Origin of the sequence: Lactiplantibacillus sp. ME-2 (assembly GCF_022549155.1) — a bacterium.
Classification (GTDB): Bacteria; Bacillota; Bacilli; order Lactobacillales; family Lactobacillaceae; genus Lactiplantibacillus; species Lactiplantibacillus plantarum.
The window spans coordinates 1-19889 of record NZ_JAKZEQ010000004.1; the positions used below are offsets into that span (position 1 = coordinate 1).

Genomic DNA, 19889 nt, shown 5'->3' on the forward strand with positions numbered 1-19889 from the left:
GGTGTCTTTTTTTTACCATTTTGGCTGGGTGGCTAACTTAATTATAAAACGCGCGACCGTTTCAATAACTTGTTTTTCCATATCAATCTCTCCTTCTTAACCAAAAAGAAAAGACGCCTACTGTCTGAAAAACAAACAGTAGACGTCATCAAATTGATTATCAATTATTATGTGGCGAACGTCATCGCCGATTAACTTTTGAACAACTAAAGATTACACCTTCTCAAAACAATGTCAATCTTTTTATAACATTTTTATCGTTGACCAGCTTGACGCGTCTTCATTGCCAATATCATGGTCCCCAATTCAATCAGCACTAAAATCAGCAATAACCCCAACGCCATGGTTGACCCTAACGCTGTCCGATGCGCACTAGTTCCAGTCGTCTGTACTTGAACTAACGTGATAACGGCGGACACGACTGAAGTCCCAATGGCCCCTGCAAACTGCTGCATGGTATTGAACACGGCATTGCCATCAGCTTGATGCTCAGCTGACAACTGCTGTAAGCCACTCGTCATCGTATTACCCATGGTTAAGCCAATACCAATCATTAATAAAATGTAAATGGCTAAAATCAAACCGCCTGACAGGTGCATCCCCAACACCGTAAACAGTGCCATGGCAATAACCAAAATTGTTGAACCCGTTAGGACTGGTTTGGCTGCACCCAGACTGTCTAGAATACGTCCACCTAGTGGGGCAAAAACAGCCCCGATTGCCGCGCCAGGTAGTACAAACAAGCCAGCTAACAAAGCACTCTTGCCGTTCACTAACTGGATGTAGTTGGGCAATATGAAGGCCAACCCGAGGGCACAGATTTGAACCAAAAAGTACGCCATTAATTGCAAATCATAAGATTTTGTGGTAAAAATCGCCAGATTGATTAGCTGTTGTGCCGCTCGACGTGTGCGGATAACGAACCCCACAAGACCAATCAGACCGACTACTAGCCAAGCCACAAAAATCAGTGGTTGCGTGGTAATCGTGGCTAATTTGCTAAATCCAATTGTAAAGCCAACGAATAAGAGGACGATCATCAGCCAACCGACCACATCAAATCCAACTTTAACTGTCGGCTGGGCTTGCCGAATCGCATATAGCCCTAACACAAGTGAAATCACGAGTACCGGGATCAGCAGCACGAAAATCCAATGCCAATCCATCCAACTAACGATCAAGCCCCCAAAAGTCGGCCCCAGTGCTGGGGCGATTGCGGTAATCAGCGTGCCAATTCCCATCAAGGTCCCTTTCTGCCGTGCCGGTGCCCAATCAATAATAATATTAAACATCAACGGTAAAGCAATCCCAGTTCCCAGTCCTTAAATGATTCGTCCAGTGACTAAAACGGGAAAACTGGTCGCGGTCGCGTCAACGACCAATCCCAGTATAAACAATAAATTGGCTGTCACAAACAGCGTTTTAGTGCGAAAACGGCGTTTCAGAAACGCCGAAATTGGCACAATAATTGCGACTACTAACAAGTAAGCCGTGGTCATCCACTGGACCGTCGCCGTATTGAGTGCAAATTCTCGCATCAACTTAGGGAAAGTGATATTCATCGCAGTCTCCACGATCACTCCGCAAAATGAAAGTAATCCGGCAGCCACGATTGCAAGAATCAATTTGAGGTCAACACGTTTTTCCATACTTAAAATCAGCTCCTTAACCTATAGTTCGAATGCGAACTAATTAACTATTTTAGCACACTATTTCAAAATTTTAAGCTCTATTTTAATTGACTTTTTAAAAATTAGTTCTTATAATTCACTTTAGTTAGAATACGAACCATAATATCATTAAGGAGTCCTCCCATGCAAGATTCATTAGGAATCATGATTAAGAAAGCGAACAATGCATTAGCCAGGGACTCAGACCATTATGCAAAATCACTGGGACTAACTGGCATGCAAATCAGTACGATCAACTTTATTGCCAACAATGAACAGCATCACGACCTCTTCCAACGGGACTTAGAATTAGAGTTCAATATTCGTAAAGCAACCTGTTCCAGCCTCGTTTCCAAAATGGAAGCCGCTGATTTACTCATTCGCGTGCCAGCAAAGGACGATGGTCGCTACAAACGACTACTCCTAACACCCAAGGCCCGCCAATTAGCCACCAAGATCGAACGTTTCTTTGAAACCAGTGAACAACGAATGGCGACAATTTTAGGGGTAAATACCGCCGAAACTTACGAAGCCCTGCGACAAATTGCCGTTGCTTTTTCAACACCGACCCATGCACCTGAAAATTGGTACTAACCATTCAAAGACCCGCTGACAGTCACTGACTGCTAGCGGGTCTTTGATTTTACGATCAATCAACACCGATTACTCGGCCAAAAAACGTGTAAACAGCTGTTGATAAATTGCAATAAAGTCATAAAACATCTGTTTTGGTAAACTTTCATTGACCTGATGTTGGGTCATATTACCCGGTCCATAAACCGCAAAGGGAAAATCGGCTGGTTGACGCTTAGCCAAATTAGAAGCATCGGTAATTCCCGGACTTGAGGCAACGACAACATCGCGGCCAGCATAGGGCTTGCCAATGGCCTGCACTAACTTTACTAACCGATTATCAGCCGTGGTTGCAATTGGTGACTCATTCATGATAGCGGTCATCTTAATGTTAGCACCTTGCTGATTATACGCTGCGATCAGGTCCGTTAATTTTTGGGTCACTTGGTCATTATCGTATTCCGGAATCGTCCGCACATTAACGAGTGCAGTCGCTAAATCGGGTAACGAATTTACTTGGTCCCCACCGTTTAACACGTCAATGTTAAATCTGACCGGTCCCATCTCGCCTGCCGGAATCGTTTCAAAATAGTCATTGGCTTCATTGAGTAATTTAATCAGCGGGACTAAGGCATTATAGCCGCGTTCGGGTGTCGAACTGTGTACCGCCTTACCCTTAGACGTCAATTTTAAGTCATAAGACCCCTTCTGCTCAGCCGCTGTTCCATAAACCGTTGAAGGTTCAGCAATCAGTAAACCAGCTGCATCTTGCATCGCCCCTTGTTGATAAAAGGCAGCAGAGCCAGCTTCACCAACTTCTTCGCCCATTGTCGCCAACAAGCGAATGGTGCCATGTTTAGGGCCACCTTGCTGCTGAATATTGATCATCGCAACGACTAATGCGACTAAACCAGCCTTCATATCCGTGACACCCCGACCAAATAACTGACCGGATTTTTCTACTAAGGTGAAAGGATCGGTGTCCCACGCCGCCAGGTCACCCGCCGCAACCACATCCATATGACCGGAAACTGCTAAAACAGGCTGCCCATGACCAATCTCAGCAACTAGATTTGCACGATCACCGGTAATGGGGTGAATTTTAGCTGAAATATCATACTTCGCCAACAGGGCTTGCAAATATTTTGCGACCGTCAACTCATGGTCGTTAACTGATGGAATCTTAATCACATCCGCTAGAATCTTAAGCGCTGCATCGTCTTCAATCGTTCGCATATTTTGCCACCAACTTTCTTATGATAATTTCAGTCTAACACTTCTGAACCTTCTATTTTACCCAATAGCCTCTGCTACGTTATCAAATTTTGTTGAAATTAATATCTTAGTTATCAATCATCATGTTCGTGTCAAAATTGAGGTTCGCCCCGTTGTCTGATCATTAAAATATTCATACTGAACTAGTTCGGCATACGACCCAGCAATGTTGACCACATTCGTATAGCCGCGCTGAAGTAACGCGCGGACCATATTGTAACTTCGCTGTCCGGTCTGACAATGAATATAAACTGGCTGATTGGTTGGAATTTCCACTAAGCGCTGTCGAAACTGACTCAGTGGAATATTATGCGCGCCCTTGATGTGTCCATCAGCGTACTCTTGTGGTTCACGGGCATCGATAATAAACGCTCCCGCCAAGACCAGCTGTCGAACCTGCGTCACCGCAACCTGCTTAAATTCATCATTCAGGACGTTTTCCGCCACTAAGCCAACCATGTTGACGACATTTTTGGCGGTACTGACCCATGGCGAATAACATAATTCAACATCTGTCAGGTCACTGACTCGACCGTGCATCGTGATTAGACTAGCGATAATATCAATCGGTTTGTCGACGTCCGATTGACCAATGGCCTGCGCGCCCAAAATCTCACCAGTCGGATAACTGAATATCAACTTAAGAAAGACGTCTGTTGTCCCTGGCATCACGCTGACCCGATTCTGTGGTGCCACCGTTGCGAACCGATAATCAAGTTGCTGGTGCTCACACTCAGTAGCGTTCAGGCCCGTTGACGCCACGTTTAACGTAAAGACGTGAAGAACCTGCGATCCGATCACACCCTGATACTGTGGCGTCCGCCCGTATAAATGATCCACCATGTGTCGGGCCTGCATTTGTGCAGGAAATGCCAATGCTAGCCGCGTAGATTGACGTGTAAGCCGATTAGTCACTTCAATGGCATCACCCACCGCATAAATGTCGGCCACGGACGTCTGGTAACGATGATCAACCTTGATACCACCGGTCACGCCTAACGCACAACCCGCTTGAACCGCTAATTCAGTTACTGGTGTAACCCCAATTGCCACAATCACTAACTGGCTGGTCACGGCGCGTCCCGAGGCGAGCTGCACTTGTGTTGCACCAATGGCCGTCACTTGTTCTTGCAGTATCACCTGCACACCGTGATCGTATAGTTCCTTGTGTACTAGCTGAGCAAACTCGTCATCCAAAGTGCCCAAGACGTGTTCGGCAGCCTCAATGATTGTGATCTGATAGCCAGCCTGTTGTAAATTCTCAGCCATCTCTAGTCCGATAAAGCCGCCGCCAACAATCGTCACATCATGAACGTGTTGTTCAGTCAGATACGCTTGAATCGTTCGGACATCTTGAACATTGCGGACCGTTTTAACATTGGGCCGGTCGATTCCCGCAATCACTGTGGGTAGTATCGGTCGAGCACCAGGTGAAAGAATCAGTGTATCATATGGGACGATCGTCGTTGCTACCTGTCCTTGCCGTTTGATCATCACTGTCTTAGCCTGCGCATCAATGGCGACAACCGTTGTATTCACTTGAACGTCAATATTGTACTGTTGCTCGAATTGCATCGGTGTCTTTAAAATCACGTCATCGGGCTGGTCAATCACATCACTGAATGTGTACGGTAAGGCACAATTGGAAAATGAGACATCCGGCCCCTTTTCAAAAATTGTAATCTGAGCGAACTCGTCCAATCGACGCACACGGGCCGCCGCCGAAGCACCACCACCAACGCCACCAACAATGACCACTTTTTTCACTTCCATCTGAACCATCCTTTCGTAGGTATGCTGTAGCCCTGCCACTAATTAGCTTAATTTTAAGGGTTTCAAGGCGTAACCACAACATCAACGCCGATTAATTCAACCGTTTTCATTAATTGACGTCATTGGCTTTCTATTTAAGCTAAAATAAGTTAGTATGTGTTTAACACTTAAAAAAGCTTAAGGTGATCAATTATGAACCAAAAAACACGCTTAACATTGATTCTTGATGAATTAAAAACCCACCCATCACTGAGTTTAAAAGACATTATGCAATTAACGGGGACTTCACGCGACACTGCCCGGCGCGATATTGTCAAACTCGCAGCTCATAATTTGGCTGAACGAAACTACGGCGGCATTAGTCGGCCGAATACGTTTAATAAGCTGGATCAGTACCTGGACCGGGATGATGACTTACTGCAAACTAAACGAGCCCTGGCCCACACTGCCAGTTCGTATTTACTAAATGATGCGTTATTATTTCTAGATATCTCAACCACCGTTGCCTGTCTACCACAATATCTCCAGTCCAAGCACCCCGGCATGATCGTTACGAATTCCCTTGACATTGCTGACCAGGCATTACGACATAGCAATTTTCAAACGCGTATCCTGGGTGGCACATTAGATGCACAACAACGGTGTGTTCAAGGCGCTGACAGCATTCTAGCACTACACAAATTTCGATTTACGACCACGGTCTTGAGTTGCGCTGGATTGACCGCAGATGGCGTTTATTACGCTTACGAATCTGATATTGCTTTAAAGGAAACGTTGCGCGCCCAAAGCGACCGGCTAGTGCTGTTGTTTGACCACACCAAGGTGAACGTCAGCCACAACTTCAACTTGCTAGCTCTCAGTGATTTTGATTACTTTGTGACTGATCAGCCACTACCGGATAACCTAGTTACTAAAATTGCACCTGATAAACTTATTTACCTTTAGAGGAGGATCATTAACATGCCATCTTCACTATTAACTACTCAACGGGCAATGTTAGCCCTGATTCAAAGCGGATTAGCCTACACGACTGACCCGTTCGACAAAGATCGCTATCAAAAGTTGCAAACCTTATTGATTCAACAAATGGCCGCCGCTGCCAACGCCGCCACTGCTGACCTGACGGCTGCTCTAACTCAGGACTCTGGCTACATTACCCCCAAAATCGACGTTCGCGGCTTGATACGCCATGGTAATCAGCTACTACTCGTTCAAGATATTAAAACGAAACTATGGGCCTTACCAGGCGGCTTTGCTGACGTGGGCTACACGCCGACTGAAAATGTGCAACGCGAGGTGTGGGAAGAGACTGGCCGTCACGTCGCGGTTCAGGGGCTCATCACCGTTTTTGATACTGCTCTACGTGTCGATATTCCCCAACCATTTCAGTATTATAAATTGGTCTTTGCTTGTGAAATTACTGATGGCCAATTTGAGCCTAACATTGAGGTCGCCCAAACAGCCTACTTTACGCTCGACAACTTGCCACCGTTGTCCCAAAACCGGACAACCGAAGAACAGTTGGCACAGCTAATGGCATCTTCCACTACCATCACAGTCGACTAAATGACTGCTGAAACGCCAAAAACATCCCGACTAGCCTGTCTGCTAGCCGGGATGTTTTTGTTTCTTTATGACGTCTTTCAATCAAGTTAGGCCGCTATTGGCATCAACAATTATGAAAAAGAGCGTCGGATTAACATTAATTTACATCAACCTAGTAATTACCATTTTCACAATATGGTGGACTTTAAGTCCCCTATCATTACATATCCACCAATCCAACTAAGGTTTGTTGAAAATTCAGTCGCCGAATATGCCGGGGAATGAATTGGCGAATATCATCATCATTAAAGCCTACTTGCAATTTATTACGACCAACAATAATTGGCCGCCGCAACAACTGGGGTTGTTCGCATAACAGCCGGAGCGTCTCATTGAATGACATATCTGGCAGCTTATCAGCAATTGCGGGATAACTTTGTGAACGGGTAGAAATAATATCTTCCAATCCATTCTCAGTTAGGCACAGAATTTGTTTTAACTCACTAACAGTAGGGGCTGCGCTACTAAAGTTCTTCTCCTCAAATGCAATATCATGATCCCGGAACCATTGGCGGGCCTTTCGCGATGAGTTACATCCTGCTTGCGTAAACAATTTAATCATAATTATTTCGCCTCCTTGATTAGTGTTTTTATTATGATAATTATAACTTGTTTATTATTGTAGCAGGTTATTCATAACTTTGTAAAGACCTGAACGAAGTAACCGTAAAAAATTCATTGTTTTTTCATATTTATTATTGTTTAAATAATATAAATGTTATACGAATCACCGTTGATTTTCATGCTGATCAAACGCGCGCAGCAAGCGTGACGCCAGCAAATAAGCCACTTCGTACTTCACCGTCAACTGCCACAAGAACGGCCCAAGCTGATCGTGTGCCGGGGTTAAATTCGTTAGTAAATTCAAGTAACGTTGCTTCTCGGCCAGCGTACACTGCTTTTTAAAATAGCCCCAGACGTGCTGATAAGCCGTTGTCAACGTGGCTTTAGTTGGCGTAATTTGTTCGGCTTCTGCTAATAATTGTTGGTAGCGTTCCTGTTTTGCAGCTGACCAATCATTGTGCCGAGCTAATTGTCGGATGGCATTATAATGCTGCTGTGAGTGTGCCATGACCCAGTACTTTTGGTAAGCCCAATCTTGTTGCCATTGTGACATTGCTCCCATCTCCTCAATCTTTTGATGAATTTACAAATATTGTACCGTCTGGCTCAGAAAAATAGAACCAATTTACATTAGTACACTGGTAACAGTCGTAAGTTTTGAAACTTAGCACAAAAATGGCGATAGCCCAGTTACCCGTTGGTGCAACTTAGCTATCGCCATCAAAACTTATATTTTATGAGTACTACTGTTGTCAATTAAAGTTGATTAGCCAGAACTGATGTTACTTTTCGCCTGGCCAAGCTGAGATCATGAGCTCCCGTTGCGGATAATCTTGTGGATGTTCCAACATATCGGTGATCAATGTCGCCAATGAGAATAGACTAAGTGGCCCACCGCTAACAGCATTTCCAGCTGGTTCAACAATTAATTGACCCGCTTCATCATTGTACTTGAAAAAATGACAGGCTAGCAATGTATAGTCCAAATCACTATTCCTGATGACTGCGGCCCCGGCCTTTTGCCCCGCCACATAGGTCGTCTCAACTTCACGACTAAACCCAAACTCGCGGTGGGCTAAGGTGTACATTGCTTCTGAAATCTGATCATAGTTGATTTGAAACTGGGTCGTCCAAAATAGCCGTTTGACCCCAACTGCATCCATCGCTTGCACCAATGCCGTGGCAAACTGCGCCGCGTGGGTAATGCCCACCGTTGAGAATACGACGTCAATCCCTCGCAGCGCGCGTTTTAAATCATCAACATTGCTCGCATCCCCGATTAACTGCGTGGCTAACGAGACATCATGCTCATGTCGGTGATGATCCAACAAAGTCACGTGGTGCTGCGGCATCACGGCCACTCGACGATACACTTCATACCCCAATTTACCCGTTCCAATAATCAAAATATTCATTACTGATCACGTCCTCACATCACTCGCTAATTTATTCGTAGCAACGGCCGAACCACAAATGACGCCAACAGCGCATATCCACACCCTATGGTTAATCAGTTCGGTCGCTTAAGGCTTATTATACCGGTTCCAAGATGATAATTCGGTCATTATTTAAACTTAATTGTGATTCGATGACTGATTAGCCTTATTTTGAATAACAGGGTCAATGACAGCCACCGGTCAGCCCTGAGTACGGATAGCTATTAATAACTTTGAAATAGACTAACGTCCTACCATTTTAGCTTGGCCAGGATGACCGAGGCCCCAAAGACAATTTATTATGCCCGCAGTTGGCTATGAAAAAAGCACCGCTAAGTTTGGGGTAGGAACCGATCCTAAACTTAACGATGCGACTCAACTCTGTTCGCGATTGCTGCGCCAACTAACGATCAATTACCAGTTTAGCCGCGAGAGCTCATCCATCATTGCTGAACGCCGCGGATATTGTTGCTGCCAATCATGTACAATCGCCTGCACGGTCGATTTACCAGCCGGGTAAGCAAGCATCCGTTTCAATATGCCAACTAATTGTTGATACTTTCGCCGAGTTCCAGTAGTAGTAGCCATTTTCCGCACTTCATGATCATATTTCGCTAATAGCAGATCTGAAAAACGTGGTTTCAATAACGGCTCATAAATCCGTAAATCCCAGAGTCCGTCTGCGGCCACGACCGCTTTTAATAGCGGGTTCAATAATTTTTCTTGCACGTACAGTGGTTTCAAATCGACATTGGAATTCTTCGCGATTGCTGTCAACAGTTGCTCGCGAACCGCCGGCCAATCCGTGGTCGGGTAACTCTGCTTCAACTCTGAAAATAGCATCTCATCCGCTGGCGCATATTCAGTCAGCAATTGCCATAATTCCTGACGATACAGTTGTTTTTCACCTAATTGCTGATAAGCGTCCTTTAGTTGGCGACTAAGTTCCGCTAACATGCTGGGATCGTCCGTGACCAACTTTTTACCATCCTTTAGCAATTGGACCGCGTGCGCCTCATCTTGATGTTGAAGACAGAACTGGCTATAAAACAAGCGAACTTGCGGTATCGCCAAGTTAGCGCCACAAAATTTAATAATTTGCTTATCAGGCACATGAGCCGCAGACATCATTTGTAAATAGTGCTTTAGCCATTTTTTTATCTGCCAGTCATAGTCCCAGAGATCCGGGTGTTTTTGCACCGCACGGAACCGCTTAGCGGTATACACCAGCTTTGCATCAATAAACGCTGGCGTCTTGAAATATGTGAATAATAAATCGTCAAGCGTATCTTCAATGATATTCAACGACTTCGTTAATTGTTTGCATAACCAATCAAACACCTGCTGCTGCCCATCCGCGTCGGCTTTTGTTAAGACAGCTTCCCACAAGTCGTCACTAGCACTCATGATCATCATGATCTCACCATCGGAATCATCAATGTCGACGTGGTCGATTTTAAGCATCAGATGCGCTAAGATTTGAAATACCAAACCATACTCGCCGTGATCGACCAACGGTTGCACCTCTTCTTTTAGGAGAGTTAAGGCCTCATCACCGAAGTCCGTCGCCGCATCATAATCGATAAAACCACCGCCATCCGCGTTTGTGTCAAATAAATCATCAACACTCGCGAGATATTCAGGTAAATCTGTCACAACATTAGTCTCACCCATGACCGTCTGGAACAGCTGGACGAGATGCTTGTCATGGGCCAACACCACACTCAAAAAGTCCCGGACTTGCCGATCAGTAGCCCGCTCAACCAGCTTAGTGGCAGTCTGTTCAAGACTGTCGAAACTAGTTGGTGCTTTGGAAACTTGCTGTTGACTGGCAGGTTTATCAGCCGCCATCGCTTGGTACAAAACGGCCGCCATGTGCTTGCAGTACGGATGACTATTGGCATACGGACACTCACACGCGCCACCGTGAAAGTCACCATTAGCGAGATCAATCACCACGCCATAGTCCTGCGTGCCCGTAACCATTGCCGTAATTTGTGTTTTGGTCCGTTTTAAATCAGTGACATACCCCTGTAAGTAATAATCGTACCCACGTTCAGCGATTGCCGTTGGAAAATAGTCTTCCCAGTCCATATTGTCACTCCCGTTAACTCGTTTGTCCTAACCATACTGCGGTATGGCGGATTGGGCAAGACCCGGCAAGCAATTTCTCACCATATCACTCAATACCGACCCTCATTTAGCATACGCCGTGTCATAACTTTATCTGTTGACACTAAAAAGCTTGTTTTTTCACCGTGGTTTGTGGCTCATTGGCCGCACCAATCCATGACCAAGTCGCCGTTGCAAGTAGGCCCACAACTGCTCGACCGAAGTAAACACGATCTGATCGCCGGCTTCAACAATTGGCTGATTAGGATCCCACGCCGCCGTCAAACATTGCACCCCAGCCGTATCAGCTGCTTCAAAATCTGAGCGAGTATCGCCAACGTACAAGAGTTCCGCGGCGTCTAACGACTTAGTGCGCATCAATTGTCGCAGATTGTCAGCTTTATTAGGTTGACACTCAGAACCATACAACCGCGTGGGGAAATAGGACGTCAGGCCAGTCACGTCCAAGGAAATTTGACAACTCTTAGCCGCCTTACCCGTAATCAGAGCTAGCGCCACCCCTTGCTGCTGCAACAGTTCTAAAAGTGTGACGATTCCCGGATACGGTGCTGACACCCGTAAATGTGCGCGAGCGTATTCTTGATAAAAGGCGGCCAAAGCGACCGGCCACCGTTGACCAGCCACTGCTTTGACCATCCCAACCTCATTTAGCCCAAACGTCTGGACGATAGCTTGCTTGGTCAGTTCGTGCTCAACGTACGGTGCAACGCTACGACGAAAGACGTCAATCACCATTGGAATCGTCGGCGCGAGCGTGCCGTCAAAGTCAAAGGCGATCATCTTAAGCATGCGGTTCACCTTGATTAATCTGCCGAATCACACGACAAGGATTGCCTACCGCCAACGAATTAGCTGGAATGTCTTTGACGACCACACTACCGGCACCAATCACGGATCCCCGACCAATTGTCACGCCGGGAATAATAATCACGCCACCGCCAATCCAACAGCCATCCTCAATTGTGACTGGTCGCGCTAACGTCTGGCAAAAATACTGATCACTATCTGACTGCCAGTCCGCACGTAAACGTTCATGCAGTTCGACCGGATGGGTGGCCGTATAAATTTGAACATTTGAGGCAATCAAGACATTATTGCCAATGGTAATCCGATTACAGTCGATCAAGGTACAGTTCATATTGATTGAAACATTCTGACCAATCGAAATATTACACCCGTAGTCACAAATAAATGGGCTCCCCACCGAAACATTCGATCCAATCTTGGCAAACATAGCCTGCAATATCGTACGTTTCTCACTTTTTTGGTCATAGGCGAGCTGGTTATACTGGCTTAAAAGTTGCCGTGTACGCCGTTTTAGCTCTAAAAATACTGGTGCGTGTGCATCATAGGTCTGACCGCTCAAACTCCGCTGTCGTTCATCCATCATTAAGCACCCCTTTCACTTCCAAGCTTAAAAAACGAATCGTTACTATTCAAGTCACGATTCGTTTCTTTAGTTATAGTCGTTTCGCTAAGGTCTCAATCACATAGACCACGGGGACCTGGGTCGTTATATTATAATTACCATTAATTCTCTGGTGAGCCAATTGATATGAAAAATTCCAATCGGAAAGCTTCGCTAGCGTGGATTGGGACTGGTTAGTAATGCTTAAGACTGCGCACCGGCGTTGTTGAAAATGCTGAACAAGTGCAATTAGTTCTGGGGTTTCGTCACTCTCAGATAACGCAAAAACGACCGTATCGTGAATCTCAAAAGTATTCACTGGATAATTACTATCCTCAAGTCCAAACGCAACCTTACCAGCGTTGGTAAAACAGCGCGCGGCATAGCGGGCCAAACTTCCTGAGGAACCAATGCCGACAAAAATAACCAGCGTGGCTCGACGCAAATACGTGAGCGCTGGCATCAACTTACGTTCATACGCGCTAGAATTAGTTTTTGCAAAAAAGTGTGCTAGCTCACTGACGTCGCTCTTGGGCTCGTAGGTGGACAACTGTTGTTGTTCACTTTTAAGAGCCCGTTTAAAATCACGATAACCTTCGAACCCATTTTTAAGACAAAAACGCAAAATCGTCGAGGTCGACACGTGCAACTCGTGAGCTAACTCACGAATGCTCATGTAGCCGACCCTATCCATATTATTAATAACGTACCTGTAAATTTCCACATCAGTTTCATTATATTTTTCGAGCTGCTCATAACTAAACATCCGCCACTACCCCCCACTCCAATAATCCGTTGCTTGGTCACCATAATGACCTGGTTTGTTCGACCCTCATTAGTCATACAATCGATTGGACGCGCAACTACTATCAATAGCCTACTATAATCAGCCACTCTGATCGCGCTAGCAAACGACCAACACCGTTACCAGTAATCAGTCTTTATCTATTTAAGCGCGAATACCCCGTCATTACAAGTTGGTAGCAACCTAAAAACTAGGCTAATCACTGACAAACGTCAGCTGACTACCCCAGTTTCTTTAGCGTCAATTTTAAAAATGCGAACTCGCCAGTGCCTGTCCATCAGGCTGCCCCACTTTAATGTGTGGGCCATAAAAAATCAATCAGTAACCGGTCGACCTGCGCATTTTCATGCAACTGGCTGTGTTGCGCATGTTTCCCAGTAATCTTAACCTCGCGATAAGAACGCGCACGCGCCGCAACTAAGTACCGTAAAGAGCGTGATGAAGCGTTACTGACGGACCCATCCGAATGCGTCCCATCGCCCTTATCGCCATAAATATTAAGGACTCGTACTTGCTGACGTGGATAAACCCGCCGCAATCCTAATAACTGGCGGTAGGCCGGTCGCAATTTATTCGGTCGTCCCGCAGCATTCAACGTCATCTGGTTAGGGCTGTCGTCCATGCCTAAAATACCATTGAAATGTCCAGCAATTGCGACTTGTCGCCTGAGCTGCGGCAACCGCTCATTTTGCGCATTCGCCAATAGATAATAGGTAATCGCCATATTACCCATGGAATGACCAACCATGTTAAACGACGTGATGCCATAAGTTCGTTGGAGCGCCACCACCACATTTTTTGCCCAGCGGCCCACGGTTGGATAATCTGAAGACCGGTTATTAGCAAAGTTCACTTCGACAATTGGTCGATAATCACCTGATCTAAAGTGGCCTTTCAAAGTCACCGTCCCGTTTTTAGCAACCATCGCGCGTACAATAGTTTGTGTTTTGCCGGCTTTAACGATAGCATCTGCCATGTGCGTCTCAGCATGGTAACTACTGCCCCACCCATGGAAAAACAGTGTTGGAATGTAACGATGCCCCTGAGTCGTAACCGGTTTAGTCACCCCGGTCGTCTCTGCACGACCACAACCAACTAATAATAGCAACAGGCCTGCTATCAGCCCCCATAATCGTATTCTTTTCAATAACTTTCCCCTGAATTCTATTTAATCATCTATTCACTGTTAGTTCGTCATTTAAATTTGTGCTACCCCGCATCGGCGTGCATGTCGTCTGAGCGTTAACGCTTATTTTAGCATTCAATTAAGGCTCATGACAGGAATTACAACCAATTAGGCCGATCACCCGCCGTACCAGGTTTATCAACCCCTAAACTGACACGCTGATAATTTTCAGGATGCACCATTAATTTAAAGACTAAATCAGCAACACTCGCTCGCGATACCTCAGTTCCTTTGAAAGGTTCTGCGCCGATTGTCAGTTCATAATCAATTTCGGCAGCATCCGTTAGCCAGGCTGGTCGGATCTCCGTATAAACCAGTTCGGAAGTACTAAGCAACCTCGCTGCTTCTCGAAAACCGGGTAGGAAATCGGCAATGGCTTGTTCGTTCCACGCGCCAAATTTTCCTGGCACCTCATGATGGGCGCCGAGTGCGCTAATGAAGATCAACCGTTGCCGCTGAGTTCGGGCCATTGCGGCCAAAATGCTCTTCGTCTGGGCTGCTAGATCAGTCCCACCAACATTGGAATAGACTATGTCCACCGGCGCCATTGCTGTGGCAAGTTCATCCGTATCAAGCACGTTGCCATCAATCAGCGTGACCCGTGGTTGCTCCCGATACTGGGCTAAACGTTCCGCTCGACGTAGGAACAATACCAGTTCATCGTCAGTTTCTGCTAATAACCGTTGCGTCAGCTTCCTGGCAATCCCACCATTAGCACCAATAATCATTATTTTAGTCATTTCTATTCACCTTTCTTAGATATTCGTGGCATCACTTGGACCGTCGCCTGCCGCGGTCCACTTGCTAGCATCGGCATTAAATACGGACTACCGGCATATTTTTGTCGATAAGCTTGGTCAATCTGGTTATTTAACTGTTCATCACAAATGGGCACAAAATTCACCAGATGATTGCTCTCGGCCAAGTGAATCCGGCCAGCCCTTTGGGTTACGGCCGATCGATACCAGCGTGAGCGCGGACCGTTCCAAGCACGGATAAATAGTTGCTGCCCTACCACGACCGACCAAATCCAGGTCGGTGTCCCGTATGTCTGCCCATCACTGTAAAATGGGGAGACTTGAAAATCATCCGCCGTGCTAAAAGCGGCTAACTGTGCTCTGGACCACTGCATCGTGGTTACAGTGGTTGACACTACGGGCTGATTACTTTTTTTCATCGTTAACATTCCTCCATTCTGGCAAAATAGTGGTGCTTAATTCAGAGCACTTCGGTTAAATGGTGCCCTGCCTTGATGCTTGACACGTTATTCTCTGAATAACCAACTATTCTGCACTAACCTCAAGTTTCATCTTAAAGCTTGACAGCAACCATGTCGAATGCTTATATGGTATTTAAAATTATACTTAATTGTAATAGAAAGAAGTGCTTTAGATGGAATTACGAGTTCTACGTTATTTTCAAGCAGTGGTCGCCGAGTTAAATATCAGTCGGGCTGCTGAACGCTTACACGTCTCGCAGCCAACAATTTCACGACAATTAAAGGATTTAGAGGATGAGCTGGGCGTGACCCTATTTGAACGCAATGGCCGTCATATCAGTCTCACGAGTAGTGGTGAATACTTTGCCACGCAGGCGAACCAAATCATCGCCTTAGCCGATAAGACGCTTGCCAACATTAATACAGCCAAAGAAATCAGTGGCACGATTGAATTAGGGAGTGCCGAGATGCGCAGTTTTTTGACGATTGCTCAGTCGATTAAGAAACTACAACAACAGTATCCGAAAATCAGGATCAATGTGACGAGTAGTAATGCGAATCAGATTCGAACCAACCTCAAAACCGGGAACTTTGACTTTGGAATCGTCACGGAACCAACTGACAAACACGACTTAAACTTTATCCATCTGCCCGGAGAAAGTCGCTGGGGATTACTGGTTCCGCGGCATTCGCCGCTAGCTGACCATGATTACATTAGCTTAGCTGATCTTGAAGGCCAAAAGATCATTGTTTCTGCACAACACGGTATGATCAATCAACTTCAGGATTGGTATGGTGAAAGCACGCCCAAATTCACCATCGTCGCCACTTATAATTTACTCTATAATGCCTCGTTACTAGTTTCTGCGGGCGTCGGGTACGCGTTAGGGATTGATGGCATCATCAATACGAACCAATCCGATTTGATTTTCATCCCACTAACACCTCGAATAACCGCCCGCACCAGCCTAGTCTGGACTAAGGGACAACGCTTGTCGGAAGCCGCCAAAACCTTTTCAACGCAACTGGCGACAGACCTGCAGCAACAAATACCTACTGACTAACAGTATCGACTCAGCTCTCACCAATCACCACAACACACTGCCCAATTGATGGCTGCTGAAGACGACGCGCATCTAATTCACGCTAATTCGAACTAAATAATTGAATTGAGCACAACTAAAATGCTAAGCTAGGTTATTCAGTTTCAGGGAGGAATTATTTAAAATGAAAGCAGTCATTATTAATCAGTACGGTGGGCCCGAAGAACTCCAGATGGCCACTATCGAACGTCCCAGCATTGATCAGGACGAGGTCTTAGTCGCCGTTCAGGCAACGAGTATCAACCCCATCGATTGGAAATCTCGTCAAGGGTTGCTTAAAGGCATGTTTGACTGGCAAATGCCAGTTGTCCTTGGTTGGGACGTCGCTGGGACCATTGTTGAGGCTGGCGCGGCCGTGACCAACTTTAAGGTTGGTGATGAAGTCTTTGCCCGCCCAGACATTTATGCGGATGGCCGGCGCGGGACCTACGCTGAATATGCCGCAGTCAAAGAAAACAAGTTAGCACTAAAACCAGCCAGTCTTTCTTTTGAACAAGCCGCCGCTTTGCCGTTAGCGGGGCTAACTGCTTACCAAGTCATTCATGACCAATTAAAGATTCAAGCTGGCGAGAAAGTCTTAATTCAAGCCGGTGCTGGCGGGGTTGGTTTAAATGCCATCCAGATTGCTAAGTACCTCGGTGCCGAGGTTGCGACTACTGCGAGCGCCAATCACCATACGCTGTTGAAGCAAATCGGCGCTGACCACGTCATTGATTACCACACGACGGCTATTCAAGATGTCCTTACAGACTACGATGCCGTCTTTGATACCATTGACGCCATTGATGAGGGCTTGGCAATCTTAAAGCCAACTGGCCGACTCGTGACGATTGATGGGCAACCAACGGCGGCTCAAAAATCCCAAGGCCCCACTGTCTCCAGCTGGTGGTTACAACCCAACGGCCGGGAGTTAGCCATCTTGGGGCAGCTCGCCGTTGAAGGACACTTACAAGTCATCATCGACCAAGTCTTTCCGTTTAGTACGGTTGGTCTCCAAGCCGCCCACCGGTATAGCGAAAACAGTCACAGTGCTGGTAAGCTCATCATCAACGTCGGCACTGAAGCTTAATACGGTATCGGCTCCAGCCTCAGCCAATTGACCAATCGCCACATTGACTGTCAAACGACGCATTAAAGCCTTAAAAGGGCGCTTCAAGAATCCACTACGAATTCCTGAAGCGCCCTTTTTTAAGCCCCATCGCCCGAATAACGCTAGTTGTCACCCCTGCATTTTCAGCCGCTTGTCCCATCTGTGCCTCGGCGTGATACCTATTACCGCCACCGTGGAAAAATAACGTAGGCGTATTTGACTGTACATACTTCATGCGGTGTTGTTGTGCCATACATCCACTGAGCCCCAGTACTAGCAAAACCACTAGCAACCCCGACAGCCATTTCACTTTTACTTGCATGTCCTGATCCCCACCTTTGATTGGAACCTATTATACAGGGTTCCTGTCAGCGTAAGTCAAGCTTTTTCAACAATTATGGGATGACGAACAGTGCTTTCATCATTTGGATGGCATAAAAACAGACTTGGGAAATGACCCCAAGTCTGTGATTTAATGCGCCTGTGCTGCTTTACGTTAGGTCAATGCTTATCACTACTATTCGACCAGTTACCACGAGCTGTAATTCGTGGTGTTTGATTGCCTCGCTGATATTCTTGTTTGACGGCTAGTTGCCCCACCAAATTTAAATAGTTGAACGGTTGATTAAAATTCGGCTGAAAGAACATATCCACGTAAGCCAAATCATCAATCGTATTCTGATTTTGAATCATTACTGAGATCGTGTTTGCAGCTTGGGCAATGTCGTGACGACTCCAGAATTGCGCGCCGAGAAGCTGACGATTCTGATAATTATAAACTAGTTCAATCGTGACTTTGGCCGTCGTCGGCATATAAGCTGGCCGCCAATTGCCTTGATAGACGGCGTGTCGTACTGGTAGTTCTCGTCTTTGCGCGGCTAGATAGGTCAACCCAGTTGTGGCCATCGTGTGATCAAATAATTGCATGGCTGAGGTGGCTTGCGTTCCCATGTACGGCTGTAAATCTCCGAAAACATTGATCCCCGCCAACGCACCTTGGCGCAGTGCGTTAGTTGCCAATGGTGTATACGCCGGCTGTCCCGTGGGATTATAATTGACCACGCAAGCATCCCCAGCCGCATAAATATCCGGGTCAGAGGTTTGAACATAATCATTGATCAAGATAGCACCATGGCGGTCCATAGCGACCTGCCCGCGTAACAATTCCGTATTCGGCATAAAGCCCGCGCAAACGACGGCCAGATCAACCTCATAATCACCCTGCGCGGTTTCAACGATCAACTGATCATTCGAACCGCTTGCGAATCCAGTCACCCGTTCATTGAGGTGGATATCGACCTGGTGATGTTGTAAGAGTTTAGTTGCAGCATCCGCCATTTGGGGGCCAAGATAATTATTCAAAATATGTGAATGCGAATGAAATAACATGACTTGTTGGTCCATACTAGCATAGCTTTCCGCTAACTCGGTCCCCATATATCCGGCCCCAACAATTGCAACGCGTTGGTTGGCCTGTAGAGATTGATAAAGTTGTTCCGCCTGCTCGTAGTTTTTGCACAGTAATACTTTCTCATGATCGATACCCATAATTGGTGGCACAATAACTGATGAACCAGTTGCCATAATCAGCTTATCATAAGTGTCATCAAAGACTTCGCCAGTCTGCATATTGGCGACCTGCACCGTTTTATGGCCCGTATCAATTCGTAAAACATTATGGCGGGTCTTAACTTGAGCGCCTAACTGCTTCAAGTCAGACGGCGAGGTGTAAAACATGTCTTCCAGGTGTTGGATGACACCCGTTAAGTACAAATAAATCCCACTCGAAACAAACGAAACGTTATCATTCCGCTCGTAAATCGTCACCGCCGTCTCCGGATGACGTGTTAAAATTTCGCGTGCCGCTGCCGTACCAGCGTGGGTACTACCGATGATCATTACTTTCATCTTACCGGATCTTCCATTCTTCCAGATTTGCCACGTAATTAGTAAGCGGGCTCAACATTAACCACTGTTCAATTAATTATATCGCGCACCAAATCATTTGTATATGTGTTGATGAAAACAAACCTAGTTGGCCCCTCGTTC

The 19889-nt window shown here is 46.2% G+C and carries 19 protein-coding genes, 1 pseudogene and 1 riboswitch; of the genes and pseudogenes, 5 read left to right on the forward strand and 15 right to left on the reverse strand.

Features of this window, described 5'->3' with window-relative positions:
- Positions 1-132: 132 nt before the first annotated feature.
- A riboswitch (Fluoride riboswitch) is annotated at positions 133-198 on the reverse strand.
- 56 nt (positions 199-254) lie between these two features.
- A pseudogene (locus tag MMY95_RS02075) lies at positions 255-1649 on the reverse strand (DHA2 family efflux MFS transporter permease subunit).
- Between the two features lie 165 nt (positions 1650-1814).
- Between MMY95_RS02075 and MMY95_RS02080 the strand changes: the two are divergent.
- Positions 1815-2264, forward strand: a complete 450-nt coding sequence (locus MMY95_RS02080; RefSeq protein WP_003640626.1) for a MarR family transcriptional regulator — start codon at positions 1815-1817, stop codon at positions 2262-2264.
- Positions 2265-2333: 69 nt separating this feature from the next.
- Here the strand turns inward: MMY95_RS02080 and MMY95_RS02085 are convergent, their stop codons facing one another.
- Positions 2334-3479, reverse strand: a complete 1146-nt coding sequence (locus MMY95_RS02085; protein ID WP_053267866.1) for an ArgE/DapE family deacylase — start codon at positions 3477-3479, stop codon at positions 2334-2336.
- Positions 3480-3599: 120 nt separating this feature from the next.
- Positions 3600-5291 carry an FAD-dependent oxidoreductase gene (locus tag MMY95_RS02090; protein ID WP_053267865.1) on the reverse strand — a complete coding sequence of 564 codons (1692 nt, stop codon included), beginning with the start codon at positions 5289-5291 and terminating at the stop codon, positions 3600-3602.
- A gap of 192 nt (positions 5292-5483) precedes the next feature.
- On the opposite strand from MMY95_RS02090, the gene MMY95_RS02095 reads away from it, so the two are divergent.
- The gene (locus MMY95_RS02095; protein WP_027822021.1) at positions 5484-6236 is read left to right on the forward strand and encodes a DeoR/GlpR family DNA-binding transcription regulator; all 753 of its coding nucleotides are present in this window, start codon (positions 5484-5486) and stop codon (positions 6234-6236) included.
- A 15-nt stretch (positions 6237-6251) separates the two neighbouring features.
- Positions 6252-6857 (forward strand): NUDIX hydrolase N-terminal domain-containing protein, encoded by a 606-nt coding sequence (locus tag MMY95_RS02100; protein ID WP_053267864.1) that lies wholly within the window; start codon positions 6252-6254, stop codon positions 6855-6857.
- A gap of 199 nt (positions 6858-7056) precedes the next feature.
- Here the strand turns inward: MMY95_RS02100 and MMY95_RS02105 are convergent, their stop codons facing one another.
- From MMY95_RS02105 to MMY95_RS02150, 10 genes are all read right to left on the reverse strand, one after another.
- Complete coding sequence (locus MMY95_RS02105) at positions 7057-7458, reverse strand: Spx/MgsR family RNA polymerase-binding regulatory protein (RefSeq protein WP_003640632.1); 402 nt, start codon at positions 7456-7458, stop codon at positions 7057-7059.
- 165 nt (positions 7459-7623) lie between these two features.
- Positions 7624-8013, reverse strand: a complete 390-nt coding sequence (locus tag MMY95_RS02110; RefSeq protein WP_003644450.1) for a YbgA family protein — start codon at positions 8011-8013, stop codon at positions 7624-7626.
- A gap of 229 nt (positions 8014-8242) precedes the next feature.
- The gene (locus tag MMY95_RS02115) at positions 8243-8875 is read right to left on the reverse strand and encodes an NAD(P)H-binding protein (RefSeq protein WP_053267863.1); all 633 of its coding nucleotides are present in this window, start codon (positions 8873-8875) and stop codon (positions 8243-8245) included.
- A gap of 435 nt (positions 8876-9310) precedes the next feature.
- Complete coding sequence (locus MMY95_RS02120) at positions 9311-10990, reverse strand: SWIM zinc finger family protein (RefSeq protein WP_104795735.1); 1680 nt, start codon at positions 10988-10990, stop codon at positions 9311-9313.
- A 159-nt stretch (positions 10991-11149) separates the two neighbouring features.
- Positions 11150-11818: an HAD hydrolase-like protein gene (locus MMY95_RS02125; RefSeq protein ID WP_053267861.1), complete on the reverse strand. Its 669-nt coding sequence runs from the start codon at positions 11816-11818 to the stop codon at positions 11150-11152.
- Positions 11811-12419: a sugar O-acetyltransferase gene (locus MMY95_RS02130; protein WP_053267860.1), complete on the reverse strand. Its 609-nt coding sequence runs from the start codon at positions 12417-12419 to the stop codon at positions 11811-11813. The genes MMY95_RS02125 and MMY95_RS02130 overlap by 8 nt, the downstream gene beginning before the upstream one ends.
- A 70-nt stretch (positions 12420-12489) precedes the next feature.
- Positions 12490-13203 (reverse strand): MurR/RpiR family transcriptional regulator, encoded by a 714-nt coding sequence (locus MMY95_RS02135; RefSeq protein ID WP_168785122.1) that lies wholly within the window; start codon positions 13201-13203, stop codon positions 12490-12492.
- Positions 13204-13534: 331 nt separating this feature from the next.
- Positions 13535-14389 (reverse strand): alpha/beta hydrolase, encoded by an 855-nt coding sequence (locus MMY95_RS02140; RefSeq protein WP_053267859.1) that lies wholly within the window; start codon positions 14387-14389, stop codon positions 13535-13537.
- Positions 14390-14526: 137 nt separating this feature from the next.
- The gene (locus MMY95_RS02145) at positions 14527-15168 is read right to left on the reverse strand and encodes an NAD(P)H-binding protein (RefSeq protein WP_053267858.1); all 642 of its coding nucleotides are present in this window, start codon (positions 15166-15168) and stop codon (positions 14527-14529) included.
- A gap of 2 nt (positions 15169-15170) precedes the next feature.
- Entirely contained in the window at positions 15171-15605 is a 435-nt protein-coding gene (locus MMY95_RS02150) for a DUF2255 family protein (RefSeq protein WP_016511324.1), read from the reverse strand.
- Positions 15606-15820: 215 nt separating this feature from the next.
- Between MMY95_RS02150 and MMY95_RS02155 the strand changes: the two genes are divergently transcribed.
- Both MMY95_RS02155 and MMY95_RS02160 read left to right on the forward strand, forming a co-directional pair.
- A complete protein-coding gene (locus MMY95_RS02155) occupies positions 15821-16711 on the forward strand; it encodes a LysR family transcriptional regulator (RefSeq protein WP_241277477.1) in 891 nt (296 codons plus the stop codon).
- 163 nt (positions 16712-16874) lie between these two features.
- Entirely contained in the window at positions 16875-17819 is a 945-nt protein-coding gene (locus MMY95_RS02160; RefSeq protein ID WP_104795737.1) for an NADP-dependent oxidoreductase, read from the forward strand.
- Positions 17820-18022: 203 nt separating this feature from the next.
- Here MMY95_RS02160 and MMY95_RS15860 read toward each other — a convergent pair whose 3' ends face one another.
- Together MMY95_RS15860 and MMY95_RS02165 are read right to left on the reverse strand one after the other, a co-directional pair.
- The gene (locus tag MMY95_RS15860; RefSeq protein ID WP_015380420.1) at positions 18023-18145 is read right to left on the reverse strand and encodes a hypothetical protein; all 123 of its coding nucleotides are present in this window, start codon (positions 18143-18145) and stop codon (positions 18023-18025) included.
- Between the two features lie 196 nt (positions 18146-18341).
- The gene (locus MMY95_RS02165) at positions 18342-19748 is read right to left on the reverse strand and encodes an FAD-dependent oxidoreductase (protein WP_003645997.1); all 1407 of its coding nucleotides are present in this window, start codon (positions 19746-19748) and stop codon (positions 18342-18344) included.
- Between the last annotated feature and the right edge of the window lie 141 nt (positions 19749-19889).